The 24,906-nt window shown below is 60.5% G+C and carries 25 protein-coding genes and 1 tRNA gene; 10 read left to right on the plus strand and 16 right to left on the minus strand.

All coding sequences use genetic code 11. The annotated features are described in order from the left end of the window. Positions 1–35: 35 nt before the first annotated feature. On the minus strand, positions 36–587 hold the full coding sequence (locus tag DWY95_RS09890; protein WP_097791460.1) for a biotin transporter BioY: 552 nt from the start codon (positions 585–587) through the stop codon (positions 36–38). A 182-nt stretch (positions 588–769) separates the two neighbouring features. Here DWY95_RS09890 and DWY95_RS09895 point away from each other — a divergent pair, with 182 nt between their 5' ends. The 4 genes from DWY95_RS09895 (at position 770) to DWY95_RS09910 (ending at position 3,315) form a co-directional block, all read left to right on the plus strand. Next, complete coding sequence (locus tag DWY95_RS09895; RefSeq protein WP_118553392.1) at positions 770–1,345, plus strand: hypothetical protein; 576 nt, start codon at positions 770–772, stop codon at positions 1,343–1,345. Between the two features lie 136 nt (positions 1,346–1,481). Then, positions 1,482–1,973, plus strand: a complete 492-nt coding sequence (locus tag DWY95_RS09900) for a sigma-70 family RNA polymerase sigma factor (protein ID WP_097791462.1) — start codon at positions 1,482–1,484, stop codon at positions 1,971–1,973. Continuing rightward, positions 1,960–3,132: a DUF4349 domain-containing protein gene (locus DWY95_RS09905; protein ID WP_118553393.1), complete on the plus strand. Its 1,173-nt coding sequence runs from the start codon at positions 1,960–1,962 to the stop codon at positions 3,130–3,132. Before DWY95_RS09900 ends, DWY95_RS09905 begins: the two co-directional genes overlap by 14 nt. Positions 3,133–3,238: 106 nt before the next feature. Further along, positions 3,239–3,315, plus strand: a tRNA-Met gene (locus tag DWY95_RS09910). A gap of 94 nt (positions 3,316–3,409) precedes the next feature. Here DWY95_RS09910 and DWY95_RS09915 read toward each other — a convergent pair. From DWY95_RS09915 to DWY95_RS09965, 11 genes are all read right to left on the minus strand, one after another. Continuing rightward, entirely contained in the window at positions 3,410–4,369 is a 960-nt protein-coding gene (locus DWY95_RS09915; RefSeq protein WP_337995351.1) for an AEC family transporter, read from the minus strand. A 3-nt stretch (positions 4,370–4,372) separates the two neighbouring features. Continuing rightward, on the minus strand, positions 4,373–5,911 hold the full coding sequence (locus tag DWY95_RS09920) for an AAA family ATPase (protein WP_118553394.1): 1,539 nt from the start codon (positions 5,909–5,911) through the stop codon (positions 4,373–4,375). A gap of 17 nt (positions 5,912–5,928) precedes the next feature. Beyond that, the gene (locus DWY95_RS09925; RefSeq protein ID WP_118553395.1) at positions 5,929–7,359 is read right to left on the minus strand and encodes a VWA-like domain-containing protein; all 1,431 of its coding nucleotides are present in this window, start codon (positions 7,357–7,359) and stop codon (positions 5,929–5,931) included. 32 nt (positions 7,360–7,391) lie between these two features. Further along, entirely contained in the window at positions 7,392–8,462 is a 1,071-nt protein-coding gene (locus tag DWY95_RS09930; protein WP_118553396.1) for a leucine-rich repeat protein, read from the minus strand. A gap of 240 nt (positions 8,463–8,702) precedes the next feature. After that, positions 8,703–9,095 (minus strand): FMN-binding protein, encoded by a 393-nt coding sequence (locus DWY95_RS09935; protein WP_118553397.1) that lies wholly within the window; start codon positions 9,093–9,095, stop codon positions 8,703–8,705. A gap of 31 nt (positions 9,096–9,126) precedes the next feature. After that, a complete protein-coding gene (locus DWY95_RS09940; RefSeq protein ID WP_118553398.1) occupies positions 9,127–10,785 on the minus strand; it encodes a glutamine--tRNA ligase/YqeY domain fusion protein in 1,659 nt (552 codons plus the stop codon). Between the two features lie 133 nt (positions 10,786–10,918). Further along, the gene (locus tag DWY95_RS09945) at positions 10,919–11,851 is read right to left on the minus strand and encodes an ROK family protein (protein WP_118553399.1); all 933 of its coding nucleotides are present in this window, start codon (positions 11,849–11,851) and stop codon (positions 10,919–10,921) included. Between the two features lie 286 nt (positions 11,852–12,137). Then, complete coding sequence (locus DWY95_RS09950; protein WP_118553400.1) at positions 12,138–13,724, minus strand: mannitol dehydrogenase family protein; 1,587 nt, start codon at positions 13,722–13,724, stop codon at positions 12,138–12,140. A gap of 8 nt (positions 13,725–13,732) precedes the next feature. After that, entirely contained in the window at positions 13,733–14,833 is a 1,101-nt protein-coding gene (uxuA, locus tag DWY95_RS09955) for a mannonate dehydratase (RefSeq protein WP_118553401.1), read from the minus strand. A gap of 249 nt (positions 14,834–15,082) precedes the next feature. Next, entirely contained in the window at positions 15,083–15,757 is a 675-nt protein-coding gene (locus tag DWY95_RS09960) for a GntR family transcriptional regulator (protein WP_118553402.1), read from the minus strand. Between the two features lie 146 nt (positions 15,758–15,903). Beyond that, complete coding sequence (locus DWY95_RS09965; protein ID WP_118553403.1) at positions 15,904–16,548, minus strand: phosphatase PAP2 family protein; 645 nt, start codon at positions 16,546–16,548, stop codon at positions 15,904–15,906. A gap of 411 nt (positions 16,549–16,959) precedes the next feature. On the opposite strand from DWY95_RS09965, the gene DWY95_RS09970 reads away from it, so the two are divergent. The 5 genes from DWY95_RS09970 to DWY95_RS09990 all read left to right on the plus strand — a co-directional run bounded on the left by DWY95_RS09970 (position 16,960) and on the right by DWY95_RS09990 (position 21,853). After that, positions 16,960–17,865, plus strand: a complete 906-nt coding sequence (locus DWY95_RS09970; RefSeq protein ID WP_118553404.1) for an HAD-IIB family hydrolase — start codon at positions 16,960–16,962, stop codon at positions 17,863–17,865. Between the two features lie 176 nt (positions 17,866–18,041). Next, positions 18,042–19,004, plus strand: coding sequence for a bifunctional 4-hydroxy-2-oxoglutarate aldolase/2-dehydro-3-deoxy-phosphogluconate aldolase (gene eda / locus DWY95_RS09975; RefSeq protein WP_118553405.1), 963 nt, complete (start codon positions 18,042–18,044; stop codon positions 19,002–19,004). 84 nt (positions 19,005–19,088) lie between these two features. Next, on the plus strand, positions 19,089–20,114 hold the full coding sequence (locus tag DWY95_RS09980; RefSeq protein WP_118553406.1) for a sugar kinase: 1,026 nt from the start codon (positions 19,089–19,091) through the stop codon (positions 20,112–20,114). A 19-nt stretch (positions 20,115–20,133) separates the two neighbouring features. Then, positions 20,134–20,982: a 5-dehydro-4-deoxy-D-glucuronate isomerase gene (gene kduI / locus DWY95_RS09985; RefSeq protein ID WP_097791477.1), complete on the plus strand. Its 849-nt coding sequence runs from the start codon at positions 20,134–20,136 to the stop codon at positions 20,980–20,982. Positions 20,983–21,052: 70 nt separating this feature from the next. Beyond that, entirely contained in the window at positions 21,053–21,853 is an 801-nt protein-coding gene (locus DWY95_RS09990) for a gluconate 5-dehydrogenase (protein WP_118553407.1), read from the plus strand. A gap of 101 nt (positions 21,854–21,954) precedes the next feature. Here the strand turns inward: DWY95_RS09990 and DWY95_RS09995 are convergent, their stop codons facing one another. Continuing rightward, the gene (locus DWY95_RS09995; RefSeq protein ID WP_158577556.1) at positions 21,955–22,404 is read right to left on the minus strand and encodes a hypothetical protein; all 450 of its coding nucleotides are present in this window, start codon (positions 22,402–22,404) and stop codon (positions 21,955–21,957) included. Between the two features lie 14 nt (positions 22,405–22,418). Beyond that, positions 22,419–23,039 (minus strand): hypothetical protein, encoded by a 621-nt coding sequence (locus DWY95_RS10000; RefSeq protein ID WP_118553409.1) that lies wholly within the window; start codon positions 23,037–23,039, stop codon positions 22,419–22,421. Between the two features lie 260 nt (positions 23,040–23,299). Here DWY95_RS10000 and DWY95_RS10005 point away from each other — a divergent pair, with 260 nt between their 5' ends. Next, positions 23,300–23,773 (plus strand): cytochrome C, encoded by a 474-nt coding sequence (locus DWY95_RS10005; RefSeq protein ID WP_118553410.1) that lies wholly within the window; start codon positions 23,300–23,302, stop codon positions 23,771–23,773. Between the two features lie 63 nt (positions 23,774–23,836). Here DWY95_RS10005 and DWY95_RS10010 read toward each other — a convergent pair whose 3' ends face one another. Beyond that, positions 23,837–24,718 carry an aldose epimerase gene (locus DWY95_RS10010; RefSeq protein WP_118553411.1) on the minus strand — a complete coding sequence of 294 codons (882 nt, stop codon included), beginning with the start codon at positions 24,716–24,718 and terminating at the stop codon, positions 23,837–23,839. Continuing rightward, positions 24,715–24,876, minus strand: a complete 162-nt coding sequence (locus DWY95_RS17210) for a hypothetical protein (protein ID WP_172678628.1) — start codon at positions 24,874–24,876, stop codon at positions 24,715–24,717. Before DWY95_RS17210 ends, DWY95_RS10010 begins: the two co-directional genes overlap by 4 nt. Positions 24,877–24,906 lie beyond the last annotated feature (30 nt).

Genomic DNA, 24,906 nt, shown 5'->3' on the forward strand with positions numbered 1-24,906 from the left:
GGAGAACGCCGATGTTTTCTCGTTTCTTTTGACCATCAGGCCATCTTCAGGACGCCTGCCTGCACCAGACGCTTGCGCAGCAATGCGCCCACGACGCAGGAGACCACGATCTTGGCGAGGTCCAGCGCGATGAAGGGATAGACGCACACCGAGAGTGCGTAGCCCAGCTCACACTGCATCTGGAACACGAACCATGCCGTGCCCAGCACGTAGCAGGCCGCGTCGCCCAGCACCAGACCGATGCCGGAGACCACCGGATTGCCGTTGCTCTTCTCGATGAACAGGCCGCCGATGAGCGCCAGCAGCAGGTAGCCCACCAGATAACCGCCGGTGGGGCCGGCGAGCTTGGCCAGGCCTGCGCCGTAGCCGGAGAAGACCGGCACTCCGATCAGGCCGATGCACAGATACACTGCCACGCTCAGGGTGCCGAATTTGGGGCCCAGCAGCCAGGCGGTCAGGCAGATGACAAAGTTTGCCAGCGAGATGGGGACGGCTCCGATGGGCACCGTCAGCGGGCCAAGAACACACATCACAGCTGCCATCAGCGCCGTGACTGCCATTTGATACGTCGTCAGTTTCTTCTCCATGATTCCCCTCCGATATTCGGGTCGATATTGTCGTTGTTGTCGGTCACGCTCGCCAGTATACCCCGGCCCACCGCAAATGGTCAACACAAAAATTCAGCCAGGGTTTACAATCCGCGATTCCGCTTGCCAAACGGCCCGCCGCCCACTATACTGGAAGCAGAATCTCCAAGGAGGCGTATCACATGGGCGGAGGACATCTTTCCCGGCCGGATTTCGGGATGCCGCAGCCGGACCCGGCACACCCGCTGACCGAATTTTACCTGCTGCTCCAGCATGGGCTGGACCGCGAGGGCGTGTTTGCGCTGCCCGCACTCTGGGCAGACTTTCAGGCACCGGCCCGGCGCATCTACGCCGACGAGGCCGCAGCCTTCCTCACCCTGCGCGAAACGCCCGGCGCGGCCAGCACGCCCCTGCTGGCACCCCGGACTTTGCAACTGCTCTACAGCAGCCTTCATGTCCTGCCCGACGGCACCCCCGCCGCCCTGCTGCTGACGGAGGAATGCACCCGCACGGTGTATGCGGTGCAGCTGCTGCCGCCCTTCGTCTGGGAAGACCCGCTCCCGCCCCTGCCGGACTGCGCGGCGGCCCTCACGCTCACCCTCACGCTGCGGGATGTGGAGGCCATCGACGCCGACCCCCATGCGCTGGAGCAGCGGCTCTGCCGGGAGCCGGGCGGCAAGCACTGGCTTGCCCACCCCAAGGCCGAAGCCTTCCTCGCCGGGCGCATTGCGTTGCTTCAGCGATTGTACAAACGTTGAATTTTTGTTATACTCTTTTTATTCTGCGATGCAATAATCGGGACCTCTCAGCCGTGTATCCGGTAGAATGTCCCACTGGAACCAACGATTTCCAGCAAACCCCGGCCACCGGGGCTTCAAAGGAGTGTAAGACGATATGGGACAGTTGACCAAAGACGAAGTTTTTGCGCTGGCTGTGCAGCGATACAGCGACGCCGTCTACCGAGCAGCCTACCACAATTGCAGCTGCGCGGCGGACGCCGAAGATGTGGTGCAGGATGTTTTCGAAAAGCTCCTGAACTACGACGGCCGCTTTGAGAGTGAGGAGCACCTCAAGGCCTGGCTGCTGCGTGTCGCCATCAACCGCTGCCGGGACCTGACCCGTGCAGCGCGCCAGAAGGACACCGAACTGGATGAGAATATCCCCGCGCCCGACCAGATGGAAGACGGCAGTGTGCTCGATGCGGTGCGCACCCTGCCGGAGAACTACCGCAATGCCGTGTACCTGCACTACTACGAAGGATACACGGCTGCGGAAGTGGGCCGGATGATGGGGGCTCCCACCAATACGGTGCTCAGCTGGCTGCGGCGGGCCCGCGCACAGCTACATACGATGCTGAAGGAGGAGATCGAAGATGAGGTGGTATGAGTACAAGATGGAGGTCGATGACGTCCATGCCCCGGACGACCTGAAAGAAAAGCTGCTGGCCATGCAGAAGGCCCGGCAGGCCGAGCAGGCCGCATCCGGCACCACCCCCAAACCCCAGCTCACCCCGGCCCCTGCACTGGAAAAGAAGAAAAAGGCCCCCATCCGTTTCCCAGTCAAACGGGCGGCGGAACTGGCCGCCTGTGTGGCGCTGTGCGGTGTCTGCCTGTATGGTGCCGCGCTGAGCAAAAGCAGTTGGAACGGTGTCACCCTGTTCTCCGGCGGGTCTGCGCCCAGCACGGCAGCCGCCTACGATGCCGCACCGGAGCTTGCCACCTATTCTCTGGACGGCGGCGCAGACACCTACGGCACCGGCAGCGCCAAACACGCCGTGCGCAGTGCCGGCAGCGCCGACCTGCTGACCTCCGGCAATGTGGAGGGCGAGAACGCGGCTTCCGGCACGGTGGACAGCGCCAAGCTCATCTACACGGCCGATCTCTCCATCGAGACGCAGGACTTCGATTGGTCCCAGCAGCAGTTGAACGAAACGCTCAGCGATGTGGACGGCTATATGGAATCCAGCAACGAGTACACCGACAGCACCGACAACACCCGCACCCTCTCGCTGACCCTGCGGGTGCCGAAGGGGTACTACAGCGCCTTCCTCGGCGTTGCCGAAAATGTTCTTGGCAATGTGACCAGCAAAAGCGAGAGCGCCGACGATGTGACCACCCAGTATCTGGACATCGAGGCCCGGCTGGACAATCTGACCGCCCAGCGCACCCGTTTGCAGGAATTGCAGGCCAGCGCGGACGCGCTCTCAGACCTACTGCAGATCGAGTCCTCCCTGAGCGACGTGCAGTACCAGATCGAGAGCTACCAGAGCCAGCTGAACTGGTACGCCAATCAGGTGCAGTACTGCACCGTGAACATCACCCTCAACGAGGTCGAGACTCTGACCTCCACCGGCAGCAGCTTCGGTGCCCGGCTGGCCGACGCCTTCCGGAACGGCTGGTCGAACTTCACCGCCGGGGTCCAGACGGTTCTCGTCTTCCTCATCGGCGCATGGCCCGCCATCGGCATCGGTATCGTCTGCGGCGTGGTGTTCTACAAAGTTCGCCACCCCCGCAAAAAGCAGCCCCGCAATCCTGAAGCGAAGTGACGACCGGAAGGTTCGAAAAAACTTTCGAAAAACACTTGACATCTCCCCCGCTCTGTGGTATTATACTTGAGCAGTCAGCGAGAGGCCGACAGCAAAAAGTAAATAGCGCGGGGTGGAGCAGTCTGGTAGCTCGTCGGGCTCATAACCCGAAGGTCGTTGGTTCAAATCCGGCCCCCGCAACCACCAAGCATCTTGAAGTTTTTCAAGATGCTTTTTTGTTGTGTTTTTTTGCAGCAAAAACGCGGCATCCCTGCGGATGCCGCGTTCGTTGTCTGGCTTACAGGATATAACCCCGGCTCCTCGCCCAGAAGACCCAGAAGGTCAGGGTCAGGGCGCTGAAGAAGGTGGTGGTGACGCAGACGCTGCCGGTCAGGGTGCCTTCGTGGCCCATCTGTTTGGCCATGACGTAGCCCGCCGGGGTGGTCACACTGCCCAGCATGACCATCAGCGCCACAAGCTTCTGGTCCACAAAGCCCAGCCGCACCGCCACGGGCAGGAAGATGGCCGGCAGGAGGATGAGCTTGAGGACCGTTGCAACGGCCGTGGGCTTGAGGTAGCCCAGCGCCGCGCGGCCCTTGAAGCCCGCACCGATGGCAAGCAGGGCCAGCGGGCTGTTCATACCAGCCAGGCTGGAGAGCGTCTTGTTGGCCATGGCGGGCATGGGCAGGCGGAGCAGGCTCCACACAAAGCCCGCCGCGATGCCCAGCAGGATGGGGTTGGTCACGATGCCCTTGAGGCTCTTGACCAGCTTCTCCCCCATGCCGCTCCGGGCGTCCTGCGAAGGGCTTTCCAGCGTGAGGATGACGACCGCAAAGATGTTGTACAGCGGCACACTGCCCAGGATCATCAGGCCGGACAGGCCGGAGGTACCGTAGATGTTCTGGATGAAGGCCGCACCGAGAATGGCCGCTGAGGAGCGGTAGCTCGCCTGCACGAACTCCCCCACGATGTGCTTATCCTTCAACAAGAGCCGGGCCAGCCCCCAGATGACCAGAATGCTTGCCGTGGTGACCGCAGCGCAGAACAGCACATAGGGGCCGTCGAAGCTGGCGCGGACGTCCATGGTGGCAAGGTCCCGAAACAGCTGCACCGGCAGCGCCACATGAAAGACGAACTTGTTGGCCATGGCCACGAAGTCGTCGGTGAGGAACTGCCTGCGGTGGAGCAGGTAGCCCAGCAGCATGAGGAAAAACAACGGCATCGTGCTGTTCAGGCTGAAGATCAGACTTGCCAGCATGGCTCACATTCCCCCGTGGCGGCGCTCTTCTGCCGCCAGTTCCTGCTGCAATGCCGCCTTGCGGTGGTCGAGCAGCAGGTCCTTGTTGTACTGGAAGTACCGGGGGCAGCCGTTCTCGGTGATGAACGCATGGGCGGCAGGGGCCAGCGTCAGCTCGGTGACGAAGACCACCATCTCCTGGCTCTCAGCAAAGGCCTGCTCCATAAAATCAAAGGCCGCTTCCAGTGCGTTGGCTGCCGCCTCCTGTGCGGCATCCCGCTCGTCGGAGAGCGACTGGAACTGGGTGCGCAGCAGGTCGAAGGCTTCCTGTGTGCCCGCCGCCTTGGCGCGGCGCAGTTCCGCCTCCCACTGGCGCAGAACGGCATAGACCTTGAGCCGGGTGGCCAGCGCGTCGCGGCTGAGCAGACCCGCCTCGCGCTGGCGCTGGGTCTCGGCGTCGTAGTCGGTCATCATCTGGTTGAACAGAGTTGCCGGGCCATCCGGGATGTCGTCGGGCAGGGTCGCAAAGCCCTGTTTGGCCTCCCGCAGGAAGGCATAGCAGGCATCGGCCGCAGCATCGGCCCGGCGGGACGCCGTGAACCGGTTGTTCAGGCCGGACAGGAGCAGGCTGACAAGGCTCAGCCGCTCGTCGAAGGGCGCGTTGAGCAGGCGGGCGAAGACGGCGGGCCTGGCCTGCCCGGCCAGGATCTCTTCCACGCCGTAGTCGTCGCGGTATTTGTAGTAGAGGTCGAGGTAGGCGGAGAAATCCTCCGCGATCTTCTCATGCTGGATGTACTGGCGGATGAGTGCCTCGTCTGCCTTGAGGCCCAGCGCCTCGTAGGTATCCAGCAGATTGGAGAGGTCCTCCCAGCCGCGGGCGGTGACGAACTGGGTGCCGTCCACATCGGCATTGATCTGATAGAAGTTCTGCGGGTGGAGGTCGAGATAGCTCAGGATCGCGCTGTGCAGGTGGGCAGCGCGGGCGTAGTCCTTCCAGACCTGTAGATCCGGCTCGATGTCCATCCGGCGGACACGGTCCAGCGTGACGATGTCGAAATCACGGACCGATTTGTTATACTCCGGCGGATTGCCTGCCGCCACGATGACCCAGCCCGCCGGGACGGCCTGATTGCCGAAGGTCTTGCACTGCAAAAATTGCAGCATGGTGGGGGCCAGCGTCTCGGAGACGCAGTTGATCTCATCAATGAAGAGGATGCCTTCCTTCAGGCCGGTGGCCTCCATTCTGGCGTAGACGCTGGCGATGATCTCACTCATGGTGTATTCCGTCACCGAGACGTCTTTCCCGTCATAATGGCGCTGGCGGATGAAGGGCAGGCCCACCGCGCTCTGACGGGTGTGGTGGGTGATGGTGTAGGCCACCAGCGCCACGCCGCACTCCCGCGCCGCCTGTTCCATGATCTGGGTCTTGCCGATGCCCGGAGGGCCCATCAGCAGGATGGGGCGCTGTCGGATGGCCGGGATGGCGTATTCGCCCAGCGCATCCTTGGCCAGATACGCTTTGACGGTGTGTTCGATCTCTTCTTTGGCTCGTTTGATGTTCATAAACGTTCCTCACATCCTCAGGTGTTGTTCAGTTCGCGGCAGGGGTCGTCCTCGTCGTACAGCGCCTCGGCAAGGGCCGACGCGGCTCTGGCAGACGGGCCTGCAAATTCTTCCTCGTCCAGCACGACCTTCATGGCCCAGGGCGGGACATTGGCGTCGTCGAAACGGTCGCCCAGAAACAGGAACGCCGTATCGTAGGCCGGGCGGCGGGCCGGGTAGGTGCCCATGCCGTCGGTGAAGTAGAGCAGGCCCCGCAGGTTGGAGAACTTTTTCTCGGCGCAGAGCTGGCTGACGTATTCGAACGCCGGGCGGAAATCCGTTCCGCCGCCGCCCCGCAGCTGGAAGTGGTTCATCGCATGGATGAGCTCGTCCTCGTTCCGGACCAGAAGGTCCTGCCGGATGGCGTTGTCGGCCTGGATGAGGTGCAGATTCATCCGGTGGAAGAAGTTCTCCCGCCCTTTCAGCAGGGTGTAGGTCTCGGCCAGAAATGCCCGGACCAGCTCGCCGGAGGTGGAATAGCTCGTGTCGATGACGAGGGCCAGTTCCTCGATCTTTCTGCTCTCCCGCGTTTCCAGCGGCTCGATGAGGGGCAGGTTCCCATAGACGGACAGGCCGTAGGTGTAAAAGTTCAGGTCGAATTCGTCGGGGTCGAGGTGGACTTCCTCCCGCGTGACGCAGAACCGGCGGAGAAAATCCCGGTAGCTGCGGCGGCTGCGGTTGGCGGCTTTGACCTGTTCCTTCAGGTTGTCGGCCCCCTCGCCCGCCTCCTTGTCGCGCAGTTCCAGTTCGGTCTGCATCCGTTCGCCGATCTTCTGCCAGGTCTTCTGGGGCAGCGGGGTCGGCATCTGCTGGGGCTGTTCGGGGGCGTCTTTCGGCCAGAGGCGGTGGTCGTCGGTGCAGAACTCCCGCTCCAGCTGGCGCAGCACACCGGGCGTCTGCCGGACCAGCCAGCGGTACGCCGGGGCCGCTGCCACGACTTTGCCCTCTTCCGCGATGCACTGATAGGCGTTCTGCCGCACATAGGTCAGCGGCCGTTTGACGCTGCTGCGGTTCAGCCCGTCGATGACGTTTTCCACCGCGATATCACAGGCCAGGCTCCACAGACGCGGGTCGCGCTTCCCTTTCATCCAGAGATGTCGGAATACGCAGTGGAATATCGTATGAAGATACAACCGGTTGAGATACTTCGGATTCTGCTGATAGAGCCGCAACAGGGCGCTGGGCTGGTAGCAGAGGATGCGGCCATCGGTGGCCAGCACGCCGCACCGCTCATCCGGGGTGGGCGTCAGAGCCGAAAGCGCCAGGTCGAGAAAGCGGAAGTCCAGATACAGCCCGCTGCGCACCACAGCCAGCACCTCACCGCCCATCCGTACCTGCCACTCCTCGTGGGTCTCCGGGCGCTTCGATTCAAACGGCTTGCGGGGGTCGAAAAATGTTTCTTTGGGCATCGTTTCACCTCACTTCCCCTGCGGGAAAGGGTTCAAAAGTCAAAATCATAGCGTTTCCGGTTCGGCTTTGCGGCCTGTCTGCTGTGGGCGGCATCGGCCAGCAGGGCCGCAGCAGCGGCCTGTTCGGCCTGAACGGCCAGCGCTGCGGCCTCGGCAAACCCGGCCGCGTCCAGCACATCCAGCGCCAGCAGGGCTTTCAGGCTGTCAAGGTCCTGCGCCTTCAGCAGCCGGGCCACGACCCGGCCCGTGTTCGCCTTGAGGAACGCGGTGTAGGGGGCCTTTGCCTGTTCGGTCAGGCCCCAGGGCCAGCGCAGACGGTCGAAGCAGAGCATGGCCATGATATCCTTGTCCTCGGAGGCGTGGCCGTCCGGGAAAATGGCGTCGTATTCTGCGCAGAGGATTTTTCCATTCAGAAAACACTGTCGGTAATGGTATCCCTGTCCGGAAAAAGTGTGCAGCAGGATATGCGCCGGGGATTCCTCCACGTCCTCCCAGTAGGCCGGGTACCACAGGCCTGCGCGGGGGGCCGCCTCGCCGGGGCACCAGAACAGCGCCCGCACGGCCTCGGTGATATTGTTGACGAGCGCGAACAGGCCGGTGGCCTGCTCCGGGTCGGCCCGGACGATGAGGTCCGCCAGTGCGAAGCAGTTCAAAAAGACATCACTGCCCACGGTCAGCTCCCCTGCCCCAACGGACAGGGTGCGCAGCCTGCGGCAGTTGTAGAACGCGCAGCTCCCGATGACCCGCAGGCTGTCCGGCAGGACGGCTTCTTCGAGGAAGTTCCCGCAGACGGGGTGGAGGTCTTCTTCGGGCGCAGTGCCAAAGTCGAGGTCATAGCGGCGGTGCCGCCCGGTCCGGTCCCGGCCAAAGGCTCTGGTCAGGATGGCGCTGCCGTCTTCCCCCACCGCGTAGCGGCAGACCGCGTCCGAGGCGGGCAGGTTCCGGGGCGATTCGGAGAAGCAGTAGTCCCCCAGTTCGGTGACAGCCCAGCTGCCGCCCTCCGGGGCTGGCAGCGCCGACGGCAGGGCGATGCAGGGGGCCTCCCCATAGGCCCGGACAAGGCGGGCCGTGGTATCGGACAATGGTAAAACATCAATCAGCATAGAGATTCCTTACAAGAGAAAGCCCTCCCCGGTACAACCTCTCAGTCTCGCATCCGCTCGACAGCTCTCCTGGTAGGAGAGCCTCTGGCGAAACGGTGAACGTTGCAGGGAATGCCAAGGCCTCTCCTACCAGGAGAGGTGGCAATGCGAAGCATTGACGGAGAGGTTGTACAACGGAAAGCCTTCCAAACAAAAAACTGCTGCACGCGCAGTTGCCGTGCAGCAGTTGGGAGAGTGCGATCACTGTGCGGCCTGCGCCAGACAATCATCCATTGCGGCAAAGACCGCGTCACTGGTCATGGTGCTGCCGGTCACAGCATCCACACCGGCGGTACTGCCTGCCTCTTTCAGGCTGGCTGTCAGGCTTTCCGCCGCCTTGCCGCCCAGTTCCGGCGTCTCGCCCGAAGCATCAATGTCCACATTCGTCACTTTGCCGCCGGTGATGGTCACGGTGACCGCCACATCGCTCAGGCAGCCTTTGGCGCTGGCCGTGTAGGTGCCATCGGTGTAGGTGGCCGCGTTGTCTGCGGCAGGCATCGTGCCGGTGTTGGCGATATACAGCGACAGCACCACACCCAGAACGATATCCAGCAGCACCATCACGAGGGTGTTCCGGCTCATGTGTTTCTTCATCTTGTTGTATGCTCCTTTGGCAGGTCTTGGTTTATTTTGCAGGTTTGAAGCTGTCGCGCAGGGTCACGACACGGTTGTACACGCCGGGGTTCTTGGAATCCGGGGTGAAGAAACCGGTGCGGACGAACTGGAACTTTTCGCCGGGCTTGGCATCCTTCAGGCTCTCTTCCAGCTTGCAGTGGGTGCGCACGGTCACGCTCTCCGGGTTCAGGTAGTCCTTGTAGTCGCTGCCCTCCGGGATGGCGTTCATGTTGGCCTCGGTGAAGAGCTTGTCGTACAGGCGGACCTCGGCGTCCACGGCGTGGGCGGCGCTCACCCAGTGGATGGTGCCTTTGACCTTGCGGCCGTCGGCCGGGTTGCCATTGCCGGTCTCGATGTCAGCGGTGCAGTGGATGGCGGCAATGCTGCCGTCAGGGTTCTTCTCGATGCTCTCGCACTTGACGAGATATGCACCCATCAGGCGGACCTCGCCGCCGATGGTCAGGCGCTTGAACTTGGGAGGCGGCACCTCGGCGAAGTCCTCGTTCTCGATCCACAGCTCGCGGGTGAACGCCACCTTGCGGGTGGTGGCATCGTTGGCCTCGCGGTTGGGGTTGTTGGCGATGTCGAAGTACTCGGTCTTCTCTTCCGGGTAGTTGTCGATGATGAGCTTGACCGGGTCCAGCACGGCAATGCGGCGCTGCGCGGTCAGGTCCAGTTCACTGCGGATGCAGGCTTCCAGCTGGCGCATGTCGATGAGATTGTCCGACTTGGAGATACCGGCCTCGCGCACGAAGGTAAAGATGGAAGTCGGGGTGTAGCCGCGGCGGCGCAGACCGCACAGGGTCGGCATCCGGGGATCATCCCAGCCGTCCACGATGCCCATTTCCACCAGCTCACGCAGGTAGCGCTTGCTCATGACGGTGTTGGTCATGTTCAGGCGGGCGAACTCGCGCTGCTTGGGGAACTCGGTCCCGAAGATGTTCTCAATGACCCAGTTGTACAGCGGGCGATGGTTCTCGAACTCCAGGCTGCACATGCTGTGGGTGATGCCCTCGATGGCGTCCTGGATGGGGTGGGCGAAGTCGTACATCGGGTAGATGCACCACTTGCTGCCCTGGCGGTGGTGCTCCGCATACTTGATGCGGTAGATGGCCGGGTCGCGCAGGTTCATGTTGGGGCTGGCCAGGTCGATCTTGGCACGCAGGGTCTTTTCGCCCTCCTGGAACTCCCCGGCACGCATCCGGCGGAACAGGTCCAGATTCTCCTCCGGGGTACGGTCGCGCCACGGAGAAGGGCGGGAGGGCTTGCCCGCGTCATTGCCGCGGTACTCGCGCATCTCGTCGCGGGTCAGGTCGTCTACATAGGCCTTGCCTTCGAGGATGAGCTTCTCGGCGTACTCATAGCACTTGTCGAAGTAGTCGCTGCCGTAGAAGATGCCGCCGTTGGGGTCGGCACCCAGCCAGTGCAGGTCTTCGATGATGCTGTTGACATACTCCTCGCCTTCGCGGGCGGGGTTGGTGTCGTCCAGACGCAGATTGAATTTGCCGCCGTACTGGTTCGCGATGGACCAGTTGATATAGATCGCCTTGGCGCTGCCGATGTGCAGGTAGCCGTTGGGCTCCGGCGGGAAACGGGTATGGATCTCGCTGACCTTGCCCTCGGCGAGGTCGGCGTCGATGATCTCGGTCAAAAAGTTTTTATCAGCCATGGTGGAGTTCCCCCTTCATCCGGGCCAAACCGCCCGGTACTGCTCATGATTCAATACCCATTATAATACACCATTTTTCGCTTTGCTTCAAGCCAGAAATACAAACCATCGAAAAACAGCTGCTCTGGGCACTTTATTTCTGCGGGTAAAATGCGTTGAGGTAGCTGACCAGCGCACCGATCTGGTTGGCTTCGTTGTGGAACGCGCAGGGCACGATCTCCGGCCGGGGCAGGCTGCGGGCCTGCTCCTCGCTGAAGGGATGGCCCTTCAGGATCTTTTCCTCATATACCCGGTCGAGGGTCTCGATGAGGAGGGGCTGGCCGCTGATGCCGCCGCCGATGGCCACCTTTTCGAGGTCCAGCAGGACGCTGAGGTTGTAGATCTGCACATCCACCGCCCTGCAGAAGGCTTCCAGCACTTCCAGCGCCTCCGGCTCCCCTGCGTTGGCCGCATCAAAGAAGAGCCTGCCGTTCATCGGGGCATCGGCAGGCAGCTGCCTGCGCACCCGGTAGGCATCCAGCAGCGCGGAGGTGCTGCACTGGCCGGCCATCGTCTTTTTGCTGTCGCTCCAGGCGTCGGCGTTGGTGTTCATGAAGCTGTACTCGCCCGCGGTGAAGTCCCGGCCGCGCACCAGCTGGCCGTTGACGATCAGACCGCCGCCCACGCCGGTGCCGATGACGAACACCGCCGCGTTGCTGCACCCCTGCAGCGCACCACGCTGCAGCTCGGCAATGGCAGCTGCTTTGCCGTCGTTTTCGATCCAGACCTTGCAGCCGCAGAGCTCGGCCAGGCGCGGGCCCACCGGAGTGCCGATGTTATAGATGATGGAGGGCGCACCGCCGCCCAGGACCACACCGTGCTCGGCGTCGATGAAGCCGGGCAGGCTCAGTGCGATGCCGTCCACCTCGTCCCTGTGGGGGCGGTAGAGCTGCGCCAACGTTTCGAGAAAGTGCGGCTGGCTGTCGCTGGGCGTCGGGATGCTGCCGGACTCGTACCGGTTCATCGCATCGTCCATGACCGAGTATTTGATCTCGGTGCCGCCCACGTCAAAGATCATGACCTTCATGCTGGTCTCCTCCCGGTTCCGTTTTTTCTTATTATGGCAAAAAATCGGCTATAAGTAAAGGCATTTGCCGGAAATTCCACCCTCTCCGTCAGCGCTCACGCGCTGCCACCTCTCCCGAAGGGCGAGGTTTTGCCGCAGCGGCAACATATACAGCACAAAAGCTCCCCCATCGGGGGAGCTGGCGAGCGAAGCGAGACTGAGAGGGTATAAAAAATCCCACGCTGCGGCAAAGCAAAACGCAGCGTGGGGACGAAGATAGCTTAACTTAAAAAGAGGATGTCAGCGCTCAGCGGGCGACGACGTACTTGTGCAGAGTCTTGCGGACTGCGCCGTTGCCAGCGTACAGCTCCTTGACCATGCCCTCGATCTGCTCACCCAGACCGACCGCATACAGGTCCACACCGAAGATGTCGGCACGGCTGTACAGGTTCTTCAGGCAGCTGAAGTCCTGCTCGCCTTCCTTGACTTCCAGCGGAGCCACGATGGCCTGCAGCTCGGCCAGCATCGGATCGGGCGAGATCTCAAAGGCCTTGCCGTTGTCGTCGATGCCCTTCAGGTAGCGGGCATAGCCTGCCAGCACCAGCGGGATCAGGACCAGATTGCTCTTGTCCAGGCCGCGGGCCTCGTAAGCCTTGATGGTCTCGCCGAAGCGGATGGCCAGCTTCTGGGAGGTATCGGTAGCGATACGCTGAGGTGCGTCGGGCATGAAGGGGTTGGGCAGGCGGCGGTTGATGACCGCGCCGATGAACTCATAGGGGTTCAGGACGCCCGGATCGACGACGACGGGCATAGCCTCGATGTAGCCGATCTTCTGGATGAAGGGGCGCAGGTCCTCATCGGCCATTTCGGCAGAGATGAGGGTGTAGTCCAGCATGCAGCCATAGATGGACATGGCGGTGTGCAGCGGGTTCAGGCAGGTGCAGACCTTCATCTTCTCGATCTTATCGACGGTCTCGCGGTCGCAGTACAGAACACCGCCCAGCTCCAGCGGAGGACGGCCATTGGTGTAGTGGTCCTCGATGCAGAGATACTGGGTCTCCTCGGCGTTGACGAAGGGAGCGGTGAAGGTGTGCTTCTCGGTGACGATGGTGTAGTTGTCCTCAAAGCCGTCGTCGGCCAGCATCTTCTGGACCTTGGCGTCGGGGCGCGGGGTGATCTTGTCGATCATGCTCCAGGGGAAGGTGACCTTGGTCTCGTCCTGCACATAAGCGAGGAACTCGGCGGGCACCAGGCCCTGCTCGACCCACTTGGAAGCGTAGGTGAAGACGGCATTCCTGACCTTGTCGCCGTTGTGAGAGCAGTTGTCCATGCTCTGCACGGTCAGGGGCAGCTTGCCGGCCTTGAAGCGCTCATACAGCAGAGCGGTGACCTTGCCCATGGCCAACACGGGGGTCAGGCCGCGCTCCAGGTCCGCAGGAGCCACGCCGTAACCCTTCTCGGTGATGGTGAAGGAGATCATCTGCAGGCTGGGGTTCTGGAAGATCTCGACCAGACGTGCCCAGTCCTCGGTGAAGGAGGGGTCTGCCTTCAGGCTCTCGGTCACGGAGGCCACGACCTTCTTCTCGATCTCGCCGGTGGACTTCAGGCAGACCAGCAGGCTCAGGTTATCGTAGGGGCGGTAAGCCTTGTCGATGATCTCATAGTCGAAGCTCTCGGCCACGATGACGCCGCGGTCATACTTGCCGCTGTTCAGGGCGTCGTTCAGGACGGCTGCGGGGAAGGCGCGGAAGATGTTGCCTGCGCCGAAGTGCACCCAGGTCGGCTCTGCATGGGTCTTGGCCTTGACGGCCTCGACATCGAACTTGGGCAGCTCGTAGCCTTTTTCTGCCCACTCGGCGGACAGATTGCCGTTTTTGATATCAGACAGCTTCATATTGATGCTCAGCCTTTCTTTTTCTCTTCATCCAGACGGTCCAGCAGATCCCAGACGCCCAGCATATACTGGATGCCCAGCGCACGGTCATACTTGCCGTAGCCGGGGCGGCAGTTGCCGGGGCCTTCCTCCCACAGCTGACGGCCGTGGTCGGGGCGGATGTAGCCCTCGTAGCCGCCGTCATGGTAGGCGCGCAGGATCTCGATGATGCCGGTCTCGCCGCAGCAATCGCGGTGGGCAGCCTCGGAGAAGTCGCCGTTGGGGAAGTGATGGATGTTGCGGATGTGTGCGAATGCGATGCGGTCGCAGTGCTTGCGGACGATCTCAGCAACATTGTTGTTGGGGTTTGCGTTCAGGCTGCCGGAGCACAGGGTCAGGCAGTTGTACTCGTCATCCACCATGCTCAGGAAGCGGTCGATGCTCTCGGCATCCACCAGCAGGCGGGGCAGGCCGAAGATATCCCAAGGGGGATCGTCCATGTGAATGGCCATCTTGATGTCGCACTCGCGGCAGGTGGGCATGAGAGCTTCCAGGAAGTACTTCAGGTTCTCCCACAGTTTCTCCTTGGTGACGGGGGCATAGGCCTTGAACAGCTCGTCCAGCTTGGCCATACGCTCCGGCTCCCAGCCGGGGAAGGTCATGTTGTACTTCTCGGTAAAGCCCAGGATATAGTCGGCCATGGCCTTGTAGTCGTCCTGGATCATGTCCTTCTGATAGAACAGAGCGGTGGAACCATCGCCGACGGGGTGGAACAGGTCGGTACGGGTCCAGTCAAAGATGGGCATGAAGTTGTAGCAGATGACCTTGACACCGAACTTGGACAGGTTGCGGATGCACTGCTTATAGTTCTCGATATACTGGTCACGCGTCGGCAGGCCGATCTTGATGTCGTCATGAACGTTGACCGATTCCACAACGTCCATATCGAAGCCATAGGCGTGGATCTGGTCTGCGACCTTCTGGATCTCATCGACCTCCCAGATCTCGCCGGGCATCTTGTCGTGCAGTGCCCAGACGATGCTGGTCACGCCGGGGATCTGCTTGATGTCGTTCAGCGTGATGGGGTCGTTGCCCTCACCATACCAACGCCAACCCATTTTCATAGGCATAGGGGTTTCCTCCTTATGTTGCTTTGCTTTTTCGTCCGCAACAACCGCTGCGGCACGTCTCTGCATATATTCTAATATATCAGTTTCGACTTGGCAATTGGCGTTTTGACATTTTTCAGAGTTTTTTCTTGTATACTTTAGACAAAAAGACGACCACACAAAGGATTTTCCCCTTTTTGCGGCCGTCAAATACACGATTTTCTTGCTATTTTTTTGTCAATATCGGCAATTTCCAGTTTCTCTCACCGCTTACCCTTCAATGAAGTAATCCGGATGGATGGCTCTGGCCTGTTCCACCGAGAGCTTATAGCGGTTCAGGTGCTCGTGCAGGGTGCGGCCGACATCGTCCTCGCTGCCGTGGAGGACGGCCTCCAGAATGCGGGTATGGGCCCCGCAGACAGATTTGTTCTCGTCGGTCTGCAAGCTGAACTTGCGCAGCCGCTCGATGTGCTGGAAGGTGGACAGCATGTGGTCGAAGTGCGCTTCCATGCCGCACAGCTCGAACGCGCGGCGGTGGAAGGCGTTGTCAAGTTCCAGCATCCGGGTCTCGCGGTTCTCGGCGCCGGAGTCGCTCTCCAGCACACGGTACTGCTCAATGAGCAGGCGGTAAGCCCGCTCCTGCTCGCCGGTCAGCCGTCCGCGGATGTGGTTCAGGATCTCCTTTTCCAGCGTATAGCGCGCAAACTGCTCCATCTCCATGAGCGTCAGGTCGATGGGGGCAACATAGGTGCCGCTCTGCGGCTTGATGGTGACCATGTGAGCGATGTTGAGCATGATCAGTGCCTCCCGCATGGGGGTGCGGCTGATGCCCATCTCCTGCGCCAGTGCATGGTCATTGAGCTCATCGCCGGGCTTGAGTTCCATTGTAATGATACGGCTGCGGATGGTCTCGTATGCAGCCTCCCGTGCACTCCGTACTGCCATCGTAACGTTCTCCTTTTATCCACCAAAACAATTCCGGTCGCTCTCCGGTCGCTCTTTGATATATTAGTGAAAGAGCCAGTTTTATTTTACCCCCGAAGCGCACCATGCGTCAAGGGGATTTGGACATAAAATGCAATTTTTTCTTGTCAAGCCGTTTTCTTCGTCTTTTTGGTATAAAGGACCGGCACCCAGACGGCCACCAGCGCCAGACCGCAGACCACATCAAGGATGGAATGCTGTTTTGTGAAGACCGTGGAGGCACAGATAAGGGCAGCCCACACCCAGGCCAGCACCTTCAGGCCGGGGCGGCCTTTTGCCAACCTGCTCTGAGAGAACGCCAGCGCCATGCAGCCGGAACTCTGGCAGTGGATGGACGGGCAGACATTGACCGAGGCATCCGCCTTCCAGAGGAGCTGCATGATCTGCATCGCGACGTTGTCGCGGCCGACGGCCTCCGCCGTGGGGCGGATGTCCAAACCGTTGGGCAGTACCATATAGAGAATGAGGCAGAAGGTCATGCCGGAGAACATCATCAGGCAGAGCTTGTCGTAGCTTTCCGTGTCGTTCCACCAGAGCAGCGCTGTGACCACTGCCAGCAGCAAAAACCAGCTGCAATACGGGAAAACGAACCACTCATTGAAGGGGATGAAGTCGTCAATGGGGCTGTGGATGATGTACTTCGGGTCGGTGATGGTCAGGTCCAGCCAGAAAAACCAGACCAGATACACCACCCAATATGCCTGAAACCACAGATGCGGCTTCAGGCGGGAGCGCAGCGAGCGTGTATTCATGTATTTTCTCCTATAATTTTGATTCCGCAACGACTTATTTTATCATAATGCGCCGTATTGCGCAAATGGAATTTTTACGTTAAAATGAAAAAGATCATGTGATACCTGGTACAACCTCTCCGTCATTGCTGCGCAATGCCACCTCTCCTTGTAGGAGAGGCCTTGGCAGTCCTCGCAACGCGTTCGGTTTCGCCAGAGGCTCCCCTACCAGGGGAGCTGTCGAGCGTGAGCGAGACTGAGAGGTTGTACCACATCCTGCGTTTCCGTTTTGCACCACGTTTTCCGGAAGACTTTCCTTTGTGCAACCTCTCCGTCATTGCTGCGCAATGCCACCTCTCCTTGCAGGAGAGCGGTCGGGCGGATGCGAGACGGAGAGGTCGTACGAAGGAAAAGCGAACCAAAGGAGCCTTTATGTCAAACACCACTTCTCCCCGCCTCGTGGCCCTTGACCTCGACGGCACCCTTCTGAACCATCAGGGGCAGGTCACACCCCGCACCCGGCAGGCCATCGCGGAGGCAGTCGCCCGCGGCATCGTGGTCCTGCCCGCCACCGGGCGGCCGCTGTCCAATCTTCCGCCGGTCGTGGCCCAGCTGACCGGCATCCGCTACGCCATCACCTCCAACGGTGCCGCCGTCTGGGACCTGGGCACCGACCCCATGAGCGCCGTCTACAGCCGCTACTGCAATGCTACCGAACACCGCACCACCGAGCCGGTCTCCCTCATCGCGCGGCCCATGCCGGTGGAGCTGGCGCGGGAGGCCTTTGCACTTTATATGGAATACCCCGGCGCGATGAGCGTCTTCTGCGATGGCCGCACCTACCGTGACACCGTCGCCATGGAGCGGTTCGCCCGCCGGAACGCCCGGCGCGGCTCCACCGAGGCCCGCCAGCCCAACGACGGCCGGTTCACGGTCGTGCGGGACCTCACCGAGTGGATGAGCCGCCACGCCCACGAGGTGGAGAAGTTCTGCATGTTCTTCGATACAGTGGAGCAGGCGCAGGCCGCTCTCCCCCGCTTCCGTGCCCTTGCCGGGGCCGAGGTCGTGCAGGGTTCGCCGGACAACATCGAGCTCACGGCGCAGGGGGTGGACAAGGGCACGGCCCTGCTGGCGCTGGCCGACCTGCTGCACATCCCCCGCGAATCCACCGTGGCCGTGGGCGACAGCGAGAACGACCGCGCCATGCTGGAAAAGGCTGGCATTGCCGCTGTGATGGCCAACGGAATGCCCCACATCCAGGCTCTGGCCGACCTTGTGAGCACGAACGACTGCGACCACGACGGCGTGGCCGAGCTGTTTGAGCGGCTGGGGCTGTGAGCGTTCGGCATTTTTGTGCAATGTATACAAGCTCTTATGCAAAACATTGTGCTTGTTGAGCATTACCAAAACCCCCGCTGTCGTTTATACTAATATTACGAACGTATGGTGGGGCAGAGTGTGCCCAAACGGGCCAAAGCCCCGCCCCCAGAGTTAAATTAAAAGGAGAATGCGTTATGAATCCCATTGTCGAAAAGGTCTATCAGATCGGCATTATCCCTGTTATCGCTTTCAACAGCGTGGACGAGGCCCTGCCCCTGTGCAAGGCTCTGGCAGAGGGCGGCCTGCCCGCTGCTGAGGTCACCTTCCGCACCGCATGTGCTGAGGAGTGCATCCGCAAGATCCACGAAGAGATGCCCGAAATGCTGCTGGGCGCCGGCACTGTCCTGACCACCGAGCAGGCAGACCGCGCAATGGCAGCAGGTGCTTCCTTCATCGTGGCCCCCGGCTTCGACCCCGAAGTCTGCAAGCACGTCATCGACAAGGGCGGCATCATGATGCCCGGCACCGCTTCCGCAGGCGAGATGCAGCAGGCCATGAACCTGGGCTGCGAGGCTCTGAAGTTCTTCCCGGCTGAGGCCAACGGCGGCGTGAACATGCTGAAGAACATCGGCGCTGCCCTGAAGAGTGCCCGCTGGATGTGCACCGGCGGTGTCAACGCCAAGAACGTCAACGATTACCTGGGCTACGACCAGATCTTCGCCGTCGGCGGCACCTGGATGTGCAAGAGCGATGTCATCAAGGCTGGCGACTGGGCAAAGATCACCGCACAGAGCAAGGAAGCCGTTGACACCATGCTGGGCCTGAAGCTGATGCACGTCGGCATCAACACCGGCAACGAGGAAGAGGCCATGAAGGTCGCCAACCTCATCGGCGGTCTGCTGAACATGAAGGTCGCTCCCGGCAACTCCAGCATCTTCGTCGGCAACAAGGAGTTCGAGATCATGAAGAAGCCCGGCCGCGGCACCAATGGCCACATCGCCATCGGCTGCAACAACGTGGACCGCGCCATCTATCACCTGACCCAGCGCGGCGTGAAGTTCGATCTGGACTCCAAGAACGTCAAGAACGGCAAGACTGTCGCCTGCTACTTCGCAGACGAGATCGGCGGCTTCGCCTTCCACCTCGTTCAGGCCTGAGCCTTTCCTTCTGCCATGCTCCGCCGCACCGGTCTTCCCTGCGGCGGGCGGATATAAGAACCAACAAAAAAGGAGAATATCACAATGAAAGTCGTTACTTTTGGCGAACTGATGGTCCGTCTGCAGCCGTTCAACTATGAGCGTTTCGTTCAGGCTAACAGCCTGGAGTTCACCTTCGGCGGCGGCGAGGCCAACGTTGCAGTCTCTCTGGCAAACTACGGCCTGGACGCTGCTTTCGTCACCAAGCTCCCCGCACATGCCATCGGCCAGGCCGCTGTCAACAGCCTGCGCCGCTACGGCGTCGATACCAGCATGATCACCCGCGGCGGTGACCGTGTCGGCATCTACTACAACGAGAAGGGCGCTTCCCAGCGTGGTTCCGTCTGCATCTACGACCGTGCCAACAGCGCCATCCAGCTGGCTCAGCCCTCTGACTTCGACTGGGACAAGATCTTCGAGGGCGTGGACTGGTTCCACTTCACCGGCATCACCCCGGCTCTGGGCGAGAACGTCGTTGAGATCTGCCGCGAGGCCTGCAAGGCTGCAAAGGCACACGGCGTGAAGATCAGCTGCGACCTGAACTACCGCGGCAAGCTGTGGACCCGCGAGCAGGCCCGTGCTGCCATGACCGACCTGTGCCAGTATGTTGACGTCTGCATCTCCAACGAGGAGGATGCCAAGGACGTCTTCGGCATCGAGGCTGAGGCTACCGACATCTACGGCGGCAAGCTGAACGCTGAGGGCTACAAGAGCGTTGCCAAGCAGCTGGCTGACAAGTTCCACTTCGAGAAGGTCGCCATCACTCTGCGTGAGTCTCACAGCGCATTCGACAACGGCTGGAGCGCAATGCTGTACGATGTTGCTTCCAACGAGTACTGCTTCTCCAAGAAGTATGACCTGCACATCATCGACCGCGTTGGCGGCGGTGACTCCTTCGGCGGCGGCCTGATCTACGCTCTGCTGACCGGCAAGAGCACTCAGGAGGCTGTTGAGTTCGCAGTTGCTGCTTCTGCTTTGAAGCACTCCATCGAGGGCGACTACAACATGATGACCGTCTCCGAGGTCGAGAAGCTGGCTGGCGGCGACGGTTCCGGCCGTATCCAGCGCTGATCGCAGGAGGGAGTCCGATATGGATATCCGCTATTCCTGCAACCAGAAGGATTTCAAGCGCTATACCACCGAGGAGATGCGCGACGAGATGCTCATCACCGGCCTGTACAAGGCCGATGAGGTCGTAGCCGTGTACAGCCATGTGGACCGCATGGTCACGCTGGGCTGTATGCCGGTGCACGAGACCGTGTCCATCGACAAGGGCATTGATGTCTGGGCCAACTTTGGCACCCACTATTTCCTCGAACGCCGCGAGATCGGCATGTTCAACATCGGCAAGGATTCCACCGGCATCGTGGTGGCCGACGGTGTCGAGTACAAGCTGGGCTATAAGGACTGCCTGTACATCACCAAGGGCACCAAGGAAGTGACGTTTGCTTCCGCCGACCCGGAGCATCCGGCCAAGTTCTACATGGTCTCCGCTCCGGCGCACTGCTCGTACGAGACCCGCCTCATCAAGATGGCCGATGCGAACCATCGTCCTCTGGGCAGCGTCGAGACCTGCAACAAGCGCACCATCAACCAGTTCATCCACCCGGATGTGCTGAAGACCTGCCAGCTGAGCATGGGCATGACCGCGCTGGAGCCGGGTTCCAACTGGAACACGATGCCCAGCCACACCCATGAGCGGCGGATGGAGATCTACACCTACTTTGAACTGCCTGAGGGGCAGGTGGTGTTCCACATGTGCGGCGAGCCGACGCAGACCCGTCACATCGTGATGCACAACGAGGATGCTGTCATCAGCCCCTCCTGGAGCATCCACAGCGGTGTCGGCACCTCGAATTATACGTTCATCTGGGCAATGGGCGGCGAGAACATGGAGTTTGACGACATGGACAACATCGCCACCACCGACCTGCGCTAAAAAACACCAGCAAGCCCCGTACCGCTCAACCGGCACGGGGCTTTTTGCAAAAAACGGAGGTAATATATCAATGAATCTGTCTGCATTTGATCTGAAGGGCAAGGTCGCCCTCATCACCGGCGGCGCACACGGCATCGGCTTCTCCATTGCCGTTGGCATGGCACAGTGCGGCGCTACCGTCTGCTTCAACTGCTCCAACGAGGGCAGCCTGGAAAAGGGCATTGCCGCCTACAAGGAGGCCGGTGTTGAGGCACACGGCTATGTGGCCGATGTCACCGACGAGGCCGCCGTCAACGCCATGGTGGCCAAGATCAAGGAAGAGGTCGGCCCCGTGGACATTCTGGTCAACAACGCCGGTCTGATGAAGCGTGTGCCCATGATCGAGATGAGCCACACCGATTTCCTGCGCGTCATCGACGTGCACGTCGGCGGTGCGTTCAACTGCTCCAAGGCCGTCCTGCCCGACATGATCGCCAAGCGCGAGGGCAAGATCATCAACATCTGCTCCATGATGAGCGAGCTGGGCCGCGAGACCGTCTCCGCCTACGCTGCCGCCAAGGGTGCCCTGAAGATGCTGACCAAGAACATCGCCTCTGAGTACGGCGAGTACAACATCCAGTGCAACGGCATGGGCCCTGGCTACATTGCCACCGCCCAGACCGCTCCCCTGCGCGAGATCCAGCCGGACGGCAGCCGTCATCCCTTCGACACCTTCATCTGCGCCAAGACCCCCGCAGGCCGCTGGGGTGACCCCGAAGACATGGTCGGCCCCTGCGTCTTCCTGGCTTCCCACGCTTCTGACTTCGTGAACGGCCAGATTCTCTACGCCGACGGCGGCATCCTCGCCTACATCGGCAAGCAGCCTAAGTAAGTTCCGCGAACACTGCAAAGCCCCCTGCGTGGCCAGATCATTTGGTCACGCAGGGGGCTTGTTTTATGATTGCCTGTATCTTGTCTGGCCATGCCGGGCGATCATCCCAGCTTATAGATCAGCCGACGCCAGAACTCGTTGATGCTTCGGTTGGTGGGGTCCTGCAGCCATTCAATGCCGAGGGCCTGCAGTTCCTTGCTGTGGTCCGCAGCAGGAGTGTAGGAGATATCCAGCCCGCGCAGGTTGGGCGAACCGGCTGCGATGCGCTTGCACAGGTCGGCGGTGAGGTCCAGATGGTTCATCAGGTCCAGATACTTCAGGTCCGGCATCCGGGTCAACGGCTCGTAATCCAGACCCTTGCAGGTCTTCTCGTCGCCCACGCCAAGGCCCATGTCCAGGAACTCAATGTGCGTTCGGGTCAAGGGGTCCAGGCTGGGGTACGTGGTGCCGGTTCCGATGCTCAGATACCGCAGTTTGGGCAGTGTCGTCAGCGGCTCCAGCGAAGCCAGTTCATTCGACGAACTCAGGCCAAGCACCTCCAACTCCTGCAAGCCCTCCAAGGGGCTTAGATCAAGCGCTCCACAGTTGGAAAGGTCAGGCTTTCCAGCTTCGTCAGCGCCGCCAGAGGGGCCAGCGTTACGGGTTTGGCACCATAGAGCGAGAGCACTTTCAGCCCGGTGCAGGCTTCCAGTCCGGACAGGTCTGTCAGACTGTCGTAAGGCACTTTTGCCGTATAATAGAACACTTGCAGGCTGTCAAAATGCCGCAGATCGTTCAGGCTGGTCAGGTTCTCAAGATTTCCGCCCTCAGCCAGATATGACGCATTCTTTGCGCTGTCAGCCGTACTGAAAACGGCACCCTCGGTCGGCTCTGTCCATGCGGCATCCACGCCGTTTGCGCTGATCCGCAGCACCTGAATCTCCCACACGTCGCTGTGCAGGATGTCCCCTTCCGGCTGATTGAGCACGAAGCGGATGTGGGCTTCCATGGCGGGGTCTTCCCACTGGATGACATAATCTTCGCCGTGCTCGACCGTTTGGGATGGGATCTCGACCTGCCGCTCACTCACGACCCATTTCGTCAGGTCGCTGCGGCTGTGCGGAAGATTCTGGTTCGGCCTGCCCGTACAGGCACACAGCAGCAATGCCGCCGCAAGCACCCACACGAAAAGTTTTGTCCGCTTCATGGAAACACCTCCTATTCCATCTTTCGAGATTATAATATCATTTTGATATCAACAATGTCAATAGTTTTTTCAAATTTTTGTCAGTGTCTCTTGTCGTGATGCCCAGTTTGTTTCGAGAAACCCTGAGATTTCACATTTTTGTAAAGGATTTTTCCTTGCATTTTTCGTCGTTTTCGGTATAATAGTTACTCGTGAGCAACTTTCACACGAAGTTGTCCCATGAAGGAACTTTTCACATTCAACAAGGAGAATCTATCACTATGAAACTGAAAAATGCTGCTGTCGTCGCTGCTGCTCTGGCACTGGCCGTCGGCATGACCGCCTGCGGTTCTTCCTCTTCCTCTACCGCTGCTTCTTCCACCGCCTCTTCCGTGGCTTCCTCTGTTGCTGCTTCTTCCGAGGCTGCAAGCTCTGAGGCTGCTGTCGAGCCCGCTGAGTACACCGTGTACAACACCACCGGTTCCACCGTTTCCGAGCTGTACCTGTATGTTGCCGGCTCTGAGGACAAGGGCGAGAACCTGGCCGGTGAGGGCCTGGCAGACGGCGAGAACGTCGTTCTGACCCTGCCGGAGGATGCTGACCAGTCCGCAAAGTACGTCCTGGAGTTCACCACCGAGGACGGCACCACCCAGAGCTTCGACACTCTGAGCTACGAGGTCGCTCCCATCTCCCTGCTGAGCGCTGACGCCGCAGCAGGTGCTACCCCCATCAGCTTCACCGCTCCGGAGCAGTAAGATGTAAACAAAAAAGAAGCTCCACAGTGCAGTCGCACCGTGGAGCTTCTTTTTTGCTTTTTATCAGACTTTCTCGATGGTAATGGTCCACTCGCTGGTCAGGGCCTCATCCGGCTCCAGGACCTCGTGCTTTCCTTCTTCGTTGACGCTGTTGGCCCAGCCGTTCCAAGGCTCCATGCAGACGAAGCTCTCCGCGTCCTGCTGCCAGAGCACACCGTTGTTGAAGCTATCGTCGGCGTCCACCGTGACCTTGTGGCCGTTGCCCTTGTCGGTGAAGCTCATCGGGAACTCCACGCCCGTCATCAGGCGGATGGTATTGTCGGTGCCTTCCTTGCGGGTCAGGGTGATCTTCTCCGGAGCGGCGGGCTGCTCGCCCTTGGCGTTCTCGGAGCAGGTCTTGCACCGGATGTCAAAATCCACATTCTCCAGAGCGGAAGCCGTAAAATAGGGGTGATAGCCGAAGCTGAAGGGCATCGGGACGTCGCCCTCGTTGATGACGGTCATGCTGATGGAAGCGGTGGTGCCGTTCAGGTCGTAGTTCACCAGCAGGGTGAAATCAAACGGGTAGAGGAACTTGGTCAGCGGGGTGGACTCCAGGATCAGCGTCACGCCGTCGGGTCCGACACTCTCCACCTCCCAGGCGCACAGGTCGGCGAAGCCGTGGCACTCCATGGGGTAGGCTTTTCCGTCGAACAGATGGACGCCGCCGTCCGGGTTACCGCAGCTGGGGAAGAGCACCGGCACACCGAACCGGGGGCGGTTGCACTCGCTGAAGTTGGGGCGGCGGGTCCAGATGTACTCGTCGCCGTCCAGCGTGAAGCCGGTGATCATGCCGCCGCGCTCCGGGGTGATGGTCAGGGCCGTCTTGGCAGCGGGGTCGGTGATGACGTACTGCTCGTAGCAGGCACCGCCTTCGGTAACATACTGAGTCGTGATCTGATTCATTTTAAGTCCTCCCTATTTTTCTGGCTTTCTGCCAGTTTTTTGAAATAGTAATCAACGCCATACCGGATGAAGTATTTTACAAGCCAAACTGCGCCGTAGATGATCGCTGCATAAACCAGCAGTGTGATCAAGAGCATTCCGGTTGTATTTACTGCCATAACAACACATCCTTCCTGTATTTTACAAAA

The organism is Faecalibacterium sp. AF28-13AC (assembly GCF_003478405.1).
Classification (GTDB): domain Bacteria; phylum Bacillota; class Clostridia; order Oscillospirales; family Ruminococcaceae; genus Faecalibacterium; species Faecalibacterium prausnitzii_E.